Origin of the sequence: Paenibacillus sp. 22594, assembly GCF_052044425.1 — a bacterium.
GTDB lineage: Bacteria > Bacillota > Bacilli > Paenibacillales > Paenibacillaceae > Paenibacillus_AQ.
Window position 1 is genome coordinate 39,956 of the sequence record NZ_JBQENA010000018.1, and the last position, 7,345, is coordinate 47,300.

Consider the following 7,345-nt stretch of genomic DNA (forward strand, 5'->3'; position numbering starts at 1 on the left):
TGGTTAACCTGCTAGAAGAACTTATCATAAAAATTGAATAGGTGGTTATTACATGGATCTTCAAATTTCCGATTTGGAAGAAATGAAGCTGACCGATTTGTATAAGCTGGCGAAAAAATACCAGATTCCATACTACGGGACGCTTAAAAAGCGGGAACTGATTTTTGCCATCCTCCGGGCGCAGGCAGAACAGAGCGGGCTCATGTTTATGGAAGGAGTTCTCGAGATTTTACCGGAAGGCTATGGTTTCCTTAGGCCGATCAATTATTTGCCCAGTGCGGAAGATATTTATATTTCAGCTTCACAGATCCGCAAGTTTGACCTCAGAAGCGGCGACCTTGTATCAGGCAAATGCCGAACACCCAAAGAGAATGAACGCTACTTCGGATTGCTTCAAGTCAATGCCGTCAACGGCGAGAATCCCGCCAGTGCGGCAGAGCGTTTGCATTTCCCGGCGCTAACACCTCTTTATCCGCAAGATAAGCTGCCGCTTGAAACATCCCCTACACATTTGTCCACTCGAATAATGGATTTGCTTGCTCCTGTTGGACTGGGGCAGCGCGGTTTGATTGTAGCACCTCCCAAAGCAGGGAAAACGCTCCTCCTAAAAGAAATTGCCAACAGCATTTCCACTAACAATCCTGAAATTGCCCTGTTCGTACTGCTGATTGATGAACGTCCCGAGGAAGTAACGGATATGCAGCGTTCCGTGAAGGGCGAAGTTGTGGCGTCTACGTTTGATGAACTTCCAGAGAATCATATCAAAGTAGCCGAGCTTGTATTGCAGCGGGCTTTGCGGTTAGTGGAGCATAAGAAGGATGTTGTTATTTTGCTGGACAGTATTACCCGGCTGGCACGTGCCTACAACCTGGTTGTACCCCCATCCGGGCGTACACTGAGTGGCGGGATTGATCCGGCCGCATTCCATCGTCCCAAGCGTTTTTTCGGGTCGGCGCGGAATGTGGAGGAAGGCGGAAGCTTGACCATACTGGCCACAGCGCTTATTGATACAGGATCGCGTATGGATGATATCATTTATGAAGAATTTAAAGGTACAGGAAACATGGAGCTTCATTTGGACCGCAAGCTGGCAGAACGCCGCATTTTCCCTGCAATCGATATACGCCGTTCCGGCACACGTCGCGAAGAGGTGCTGCTGAGCAAAGAAGAGCTGGATACCATTTGGGCAATTCGTAAAAATATGAATGAATCGTATGACTTTGTTGAAGGCTTCATAAAAAAACTGCGTGACACCAAGACAAATGCTGAATTCCTGGCGTCCTTCGACGTTGCCGGAAACAAAGAGTCCTCATCGCCAAGCGGAACAGCCAGTAATGGAGGTACCTCGAACAGCGGCTCGTCCGCACGCCGTACCACCCGGCCGAAGACGCCATCTGTTCCTACCACCTGAGAAACGATAATAAGGAGACTAACATGTATTTGGTATATGCCGACGGGCAAGGAAACGTATATGATCATCCCGAGCTGTATGGGCTGGCCCGCAGCGGGGATATGATTGTTGAGATGCTGGAGGAAGAATTAATACCGTTGCCGGAGGGAGCTACCCTGGTAGGTCTGCCTAATACGCGGGCGGTAGGTATGAACCCTGAGACGGGTGAAATGCTGCCGCTTCCGGAAGGCTCACAAGCTGTAGGTGCCTTGCTTCCGCAAGGCTTTACCCGTTTGTGTCTTCCTGGGTATGTCAAGACAGACAAGTCGTATAAGCTTCCGCTTTTCGGTTATTCAGCAGTAGTGTGGAAAGATGGCGGCTTCTATGTGGCAGCCGATCTTACGGATGACCCGGAGCAATGGAATCCGCTTAATTGTGATCGGGAAGATGTAGAGGTGGGAGTAGGCAGTTTAACCGCCAAGTATCCGGAGAACCGTCTATACGATCATCTCTCCAATTGTGCGCTGGGCTACGAATGCCTGACCTCTTCTAACACCTTTCTGGGACGCTGGGAGGGGGCGGTTCCTGTCTCCTATTCGTGCAATGCCGGATGCTTCGGATGTATCTCTGAACAGCCCGACGATAGCGGCTTTGTGTCCCCTCAGACACGAATGAATTTCCGTCCGACAGTGAATGAGATTTCAGAGGTTATGCTGGAGCATCTAAAAACACCCCAGTCCATTATCAGCTTCGGTCAGGGCTGTGAAGGGGAACCATCCACACAGGCGAAGCTCATTATAGAGTCTATTCGTGAAGTCCGTTCCATTACAGATATGGGCTATATCAACATTAACACTAACGCCGGATTAAGCGATCATATCCGCGGTATTGTTGATGCTGGACTGGATTTAATGCGTGTCAGCACAATCAGTGCGCTGGATGACCATTATAACGCCTATTACAAGCCGCGCGGCTATACGCTGGCAAATGTGGAGAAGTCTTTGAAATACGCAGCTTCACAAGGAGTGTATACATCAATCAATTATCTGATCTTCCCCGGGGTTACCGACCGCGAGGAGGAGATTGAAGCGATGGTGGAATTCGTTAGACGTACAGATCTGAAGCTAATCCAAATGCGCAACCTTAATATTGATCCGGAAAGCTACTTAGAATTAATTCCACCGGCTCAAGGTGAGATATTGGGAATGAAGACGATGCTGGAGATCTTCCGGGAGGAACTTCCTGGTGTTGTTATAGGTTCATATACACATGTACCGCCGGCCGATTTGGCCCGTGCCAAGCAGCGGCGAGTGCAAATATAACCGCAAATAACCAGGAACTAGACATATTGCAGAGCCAGGCCTTTCGTGCTAAAATACCGCTTAGATATTTTATTAACTCTAGGTCCGCATGAGGCCTAGGGCACGAGAGGTGAGGTTTATATGCAATCCGTAATTCAACCTAAGTACAATGTAACCAAGGTAACCTGTGCATGTGGCAATACATTCGAGGCCGGTTCTGTGAAACCAGAGCTGCGCGTCGAAATTTGCTCCAGCTGCCACCCGTTTTATACGGGTAAGCAGAAGTTCATGGATGCTGGCGGCAGAGTTGATAAATTCAAGAAAAAATATGGCATCTAATAAATTAACCGCACAGGCGGTTATGGATTAGTCCCGCCCCCGGACATGGTGTCCGGGGGCTTCTCCTTTATTTGGAGTTGCATCAAGAGTTGATTTTTGCCTTGGTGTAAGCTATACTTATCTTCGCCGTGCTAGACGGGGAGGTAGCGGTGCCCTGTAACTCGCAATCCGCTGTAGCGAGGTTGAATTCCTGTTAGAGGTGCTGTCGATGTGAGGCCTTGGTTCCTACGGGCTGTGTTGACGGTTGGGTCCTCCGCAATGAGTGCTTATGAACCTGGTCAGGTCCGGAAGGAAGCAGCCATAAGTAAGTTTACTCTTGTGCCGGAGGGTGGCCTAGCCCGAGCAGTGTTGTAGGGTTGCCGCTTGGATCGCAGCCATCAATAACAGGTGCACGGTTTAACATATTGTCCATTACAGTATCTTTGCCACAAGCAAAGATGCTTTTTTGTTTTTGGTCAAAGTCTAGTGGATATAGTATAATAAATTAGCGACAAATGCCGAAAGCGGCAGCTTAAGAGAGGGTAATGCATAGTGGAACATATCGCGCTGTATCGTGCCTGGCGGCCGCAGTCGTTTCATGACATGGTAGGGCAACAGCACATTATTCAGACGCTGCAGAATGCAATTCGCGAACAGCGGGTTTCGCATGCCTACCTGTTCAGCGGACCGCGGGGGACCGGCAAGACAAGTGCCGCCAAGGTCCTCGCCAAAGCGGTCAATTGCGAACGCAGCGAGGGTCCGGAACCCTGCAATGAGTGTCCCTCATGTCTGCGGATCACTGCGGGTAACGTAATGGATGTGCAGGAGATTGACGCAGCGTCGAATCGGGGCGTTGAGGAAATACGCGATCTCCGGGATAAGGTGAAATATGCACCTACCGAAGTTCGCCGCAAAGTGTATATCATTGATGAAGTGCATATGCTGACTACAGAGGCTTTTAATGCGCTGCTGAAGACGCTGGAAGAACCGCCTCCCCATGTAATGTTTATTCTGGCGACGACAGAGCCTCATAAATTACCGGCAACGATTATTTCCCGCTGCCAGCGCTTTGATTTTCGGCGGGTGTCACTGGAGGAGCAGACAGCACACTTAACAGCGATCTGCCAGAAGGAAGGTATTTCCGCAGATGCAGACGCTCTTCAGTATATTGCCCGACTTTCTGATGGCGGAATGCGTGATGCGCTCAGTATACTGGACCAAATTTCATCCTTTACAGATGGCCAGGTTACCTACCAGCAGGTGTTAGGAATGACCGGGGGGATTCCTTCTGAACAGTTCGCGCGCCTGGCAACGGCTATTCTGGATGGGGATATGGGACTTCTTTTGGAGCTTGTTGAGCAGCTTATGCATGAGGGTAAGAGTGCTGATAAATGTCTGGAGAACCTGCTGTATTATTTCCGTGATTTGCTTATGATTAAAATGGTCCCAGGGGCCGATCAACTAACGGACCGGGTGCTGAATCCAGCGGAGTTCCGTGATATGGCAGCGGCATTTTCTAGGGACCGGCTGTTTCTGATCGTAGAGACACTAACCCGTTATCTGGGCGAGATGAAATATGCGACACACCCGCAGACATTGTTTGAAGTAGCACTGATGAAGCTATGTAGCCTGCAACAGCAGGAAGCTTCTCCGCAAGAGCTCTCTCCGCATCCATTTGCTTCTGATTCCAATCAAGCTGGCGGTAACGCTGCAGCCGTGGATTCTGGTGAATTGGAGCTCCTTAAACGGCAGATTGCTGCACTGGAGAAAAAGCTGGAGCAGGCCATGCAGTCTGGCGCCATTTCTGCTGGCGGGCGTGGTGAACAGGGGAATTCGGGCAGATCGTCTGCCACTCAAGCGCCGACACCGCGAATATCTTCTCCTTCGAAGCTTCCACCCCAGTTAGACAAGTTTATCGCGGGGAAGGATAGTGCCGATTTTGCTGAAGTGTATAAGAAATGGAGCGCTGTCCTGCAAGGGGTGAAAGAAGAGAAGGTGACGGTTCATGCATGGTTTGTCGACGGAGAGCCTGTGGCTGTTATGGAAGATGCTGTGCTGGTTGCCTTTAAGAATACAATTCACCGCGACACCACTGAGAAGCCGGCTAACAGGCAGGTGATCGAGAACGTATTTGCTGCCCGTCTGGGTAGACCTTACCGGCTCGTGACCATGCTGCTCCGCGACTGGAATGAGGCTGCGATGAAATCTGCTGCTCAGACCGGCACAGAGGAACTCCGGCTGGAGCATGAACACGAAACTCCGGACACCCGGACTGAACCATGGATTGACGAGGCGATCCAGCTCTTTGGGGAAGACCTTGTTGTCATAAAAGAGTAATTAACCTATTAGCGCTAAATGCGCATTCCAAAGGAGAGACGATGAATGAATAATATGAACCAAATGATGAAACAGGTCAAAAAGATGCAGGAGCAAATGCTCAAGGCACAAGAAGAGCTGGGCAGCAAAACTATTGAAGGATCTTCCGGTGGCGGCGTGGTAACCGTACAGGTCAATGGACATAAGAAACTGCTGTCGATCCAGATCAAACCAGAAGCTGTTGATCCTGAAGATATCGAGATGCTGCAGGACCTTGTAATTACTGCTGTAAATGATGCTCTTACGCAAGTGGAAGAATTGGCTAATAATGACATGGGTAAATTCACGGGCGGGATGAAGATTCCTGGCCTGTTCTAAACCTTACTCCATCTGTCCAAAGGAGAACCAATATTTTGTATTATCCAGAACCGCTAGCCAAGTTGATCGAAGCTTTTACGCGTCTGCCGGGAATTGGTCCGAAGTCAGCCGCACGGCTGGCCTTTCATGTGCTCAATATGAAAGAAGACGAAGTTATTGATTTTGCCAAGGCGCTGGTCAGCGTCAAACGCAATCTTCATTATTGCTCGGTCTGTTGCAATATTACGGATACCGACCCTTGCCGGATCTGTCAGGACAAAACCCGGGATGCCTCGGTAATTTGTGTAGTCCAGGATTCCAAGGATCTCGTAGCTATTGAACGAACCAAGGAATTCGACGGCTATTACCACGTGCTGCAGGGTGCAATCTCTCCTATGGAGGGTCTGGGTCCGGATGATATACGTCTGAAGGAGCTGTTGACCCGCTTAAGTGATGAGAGGGTAAAGGAGCTCATCATGGCGACTAACCCTAACATTGAGGGTGAAGCTACGGCAATGTATATCTCCCGCTTAGTTCGTCCGTTCGAGATCAAAATCACCAGAATAGCCCATGGGCTGCCTGTAGGCGGCGACTTGGAGTATGCGGACGAGGTAACCTTGTCCAAAGCACTCGAAGGCCGGCGTGAGCTGTTCTGAGCAGCCTGACGTCATGATATATCAATAAAGGAGCCCAATGGGGCTTCTTTTTTTTGCTGTTTTTACGGCAAAGAACATTCCTGATGAGAAATTTCGCGAATCGATTACTGCCATTCTGGTTCTAAGTTTGTCCCGGTTTCGATATGAATGAGAATAAAAGAGGGCGCGATTTCAGAGTGAGCGCCAAATTTATTTTTATGAGGAGGCATATGAAATGGGATGGTGGAGCATTGGGCGGCAGAGCAGTAGAGAGAAAGGACAGCAGGACGACCACTGGAACGTGTTTCTCGAGGTTCAGCAGGCGCAATCCGAGTGGGAGAGAGCACATCTAATGTTTGATGAGGCGCGGGGTCAGGATCAAATTGATTACGCAATATATATTTTGGAAGCGGCAGAGCGTAAATATCAGATTCATTTGAAGCATGCAAAAACCCTGGGTCTTAACAGAGCTCAGCTCTAAGGCAATTAATGAATAATAAAGGAGGATTATCATGCTGAGAATGACCGCGATTGCTGTACTGGTGTTATCAGGACTTTTATTACTTCTTATTGTTTTCCGGAAAAAATTAGGCTGGGCTTGGCTCAGCCTGTTCGGTACGCAACTTCTCCTGGCTGCACTTGGTATTTATGTGGTGAATTTCTCGGGCTTGGTTACAGACATATACATCCCCCTGAACCCTGCAACTATAGGCGCAGTAACGGTTCTTGGTCTTCCTGGAGTGTTGATGCTTCTGGGATTGAAAATAACTTTGTTCTAGAGGTTGACGTGGATTGTGGATATATGATACATTAAGTCTCGGCCCTTTGGACAAGGTATCTTATGATAACTTGCCGAGATGCCAAGCGAAAAATTAAAATAAAAAAACGCTTGACTAAAACGAAGGTGCTGTGATATATTATAAAGGTCGCTGCTGACAAGCAACGATGAAGAAAAGAGAGACATTGATCTTTGAAAACTGAACAACGAGTGAGTGGGATTTCACGCAAGTGAGATCCAAAAATAGAGA

Annotated in this window: 8 protein-coding genes and 1 other RNA gene; all 9 read left to right on the top strand. The window is 48.9% G+C overall.

The features are described from left to right. The first annotated feature begins 52 nt into the window (after positions 1 to 52). The 9 genes from rho to ACTJKB_RS30020 all read left to right on the top strand — a co-directional run bounded on the left by rho (position 53) and on the right by ACTJKB_RS30020 (position 7,096). Positions 53 to 1,411, top strand: a complete 1,359-nt coding sequence (gene rho / locus ACTJKB_RS29980) for a transcription termination factor Rho (RefSeq protein WP_440837898.1) — start codon at positions 53 to 55, stop codon at positions 1,409 to 1,411. Positions 1,412 to 1,434: 23 nt separating this feature from the next. Then, positions 1,435 to 2,712, top strand: coding sequence for a radical SAM protein (locus ACTJKB_RS29985; RefSeq protein ID WP_074102596.1), 1,278 nt, complete (start codon positions 1,435 to 1,437; stop codon positions 2,710 to 2,712). A 120-nt stretch (positions 2,713 to 2,832) separates the two neighbouring features. After that, on the top strand, positions 2,833 to 3,030 hold the full coding sequence (gene rpmE, locus ACTJKB_RS29990; protein WP_440837899.1) for a 50S ribosomal protein L31: 198 nt from the start codon (positions 2,833 to 2,835) through the stop codon (positions 3,028 to 3,030). A 126-nt stretch (positions 3,031 to 3,156) separates the two neighbouring features. Then, positions 3,157 to 3,425: signal recognition particle sRNA large type (gene ffs, locus ACTJKB_RS29995), an RNA gene on the top strand. 136 nt (positions 3,426 to 3,561) lie between these two features. After that, on the top strand, positions 3,562 to 5,346 hold the full coding sequence (gene dnaX / locus ACTJKB_RS30000) for a DNA polymerase III subunit gamma/tau (RefSeq protein WP_440837900.1): 1,785 nt from the start codon (positions 3,562 to 3,564) through the stop codon (positions 5,344 to 5,346). A gap of 45 nt (positions 5,347 to 5,391) precedes the next feature. Then, positions 5,392 to 5,703: a YbaB/EbfC family nucleoid-associated protein gene (locus ACTJKB_RS30005; protein WP_074086989.1), complete on the top strand. Its 312-nt coding sequence runs from the start codon at positions 5,392 to 5,394 to the stop codon at positions 5,701 to 5,703. Between the two features lie 35 nt (positions 5,704 to 5,738). Further along, positions 5,739 to 6,338 carry a recombination mediator RecR gene (gene recR / locus ACTJKB_RS30010; RefSeq protein ID WP_074086990.1) on the top strand — a complete coding sequence of 200 codons (600 nt, stop codon included), beginning with the start codon at positions 5,739 to 5,741 and terminating at the stop codon, positions 6,336 to 6,338. 214 nt (positions 6,339 to 6,552) lie between these two features. Next, a complete protein-coding gene (locus tag ACTJKB_RS30015) occupies positions 6,553 to 6,798 on the top strand; it encodes a hypothetical protein (protein WP_440837901.1) in 246 nt (81 codons plus the stop codon). Between the two features lie 31 nt (positions 6,799 to 6,829). Continuing rightward, positions 6,830 to 7,096: a pro-sigmaK processing inhibitor BofA family protein gene (locus ACTJKB_RS30020; protein WP_440837902.1), complete on the top strand. Its 267-nt coding sequence runs from the start codon at positions 6,830 to 6,832 to the stop codon at positions 7,094 to 7,096. The last annotated feature ends 249 nt before the right edge of the window (positions 7,097 to 7,345 follow it).

What these genes read in the sequence shown, in the direction of transcription:
- rho (WP_440837898.1), top strand. Translation starts at nt 53, where the DNA reads ATGGATCTTCAAATTTCCGATTTGGAAGAAATGAAGCTGACCGATTTG.
- ACTJKB_RS29985 (WP_074102596.1), top strand. Translation starts at nt 1,435, where the DNA reads ATGTATTTGGTATATGCCGACGGGCAAGGAAACGTATATGATCATCCC.
- rpmE (WP_440837899.1), top strand. Translation starts at nt 2,833, where the DNA reads ATGCAATCCGTAATTCAACCTAAGTACAATGTAACCAAGGTAACCTGT.
- ACTJKB_RS30005 (WP_074086989.1), top strand. Translation starts at nt 5,392, where the DNA reads ATGAATAATATGAACCAAATGATGAAACAGGTCAAAAAGATGCAGGAG.
- ACTJKB_RS30015 (WP_440837901.1), top strand. Translation starts at nt 6,553, where the DNA reads ATGGGATGGTGGAGCATTGGGCGGCAGAGCAGTAGAGAGAAAGGACAG.
- ACTJKB_RS30020 (WP_440837902.1), top strand. Translation starts at nt 6,830, where the DNA reads ATGCTGAGAATGACCGCGATTGCTGTACTGGTGTTATCAGGACTTTTA.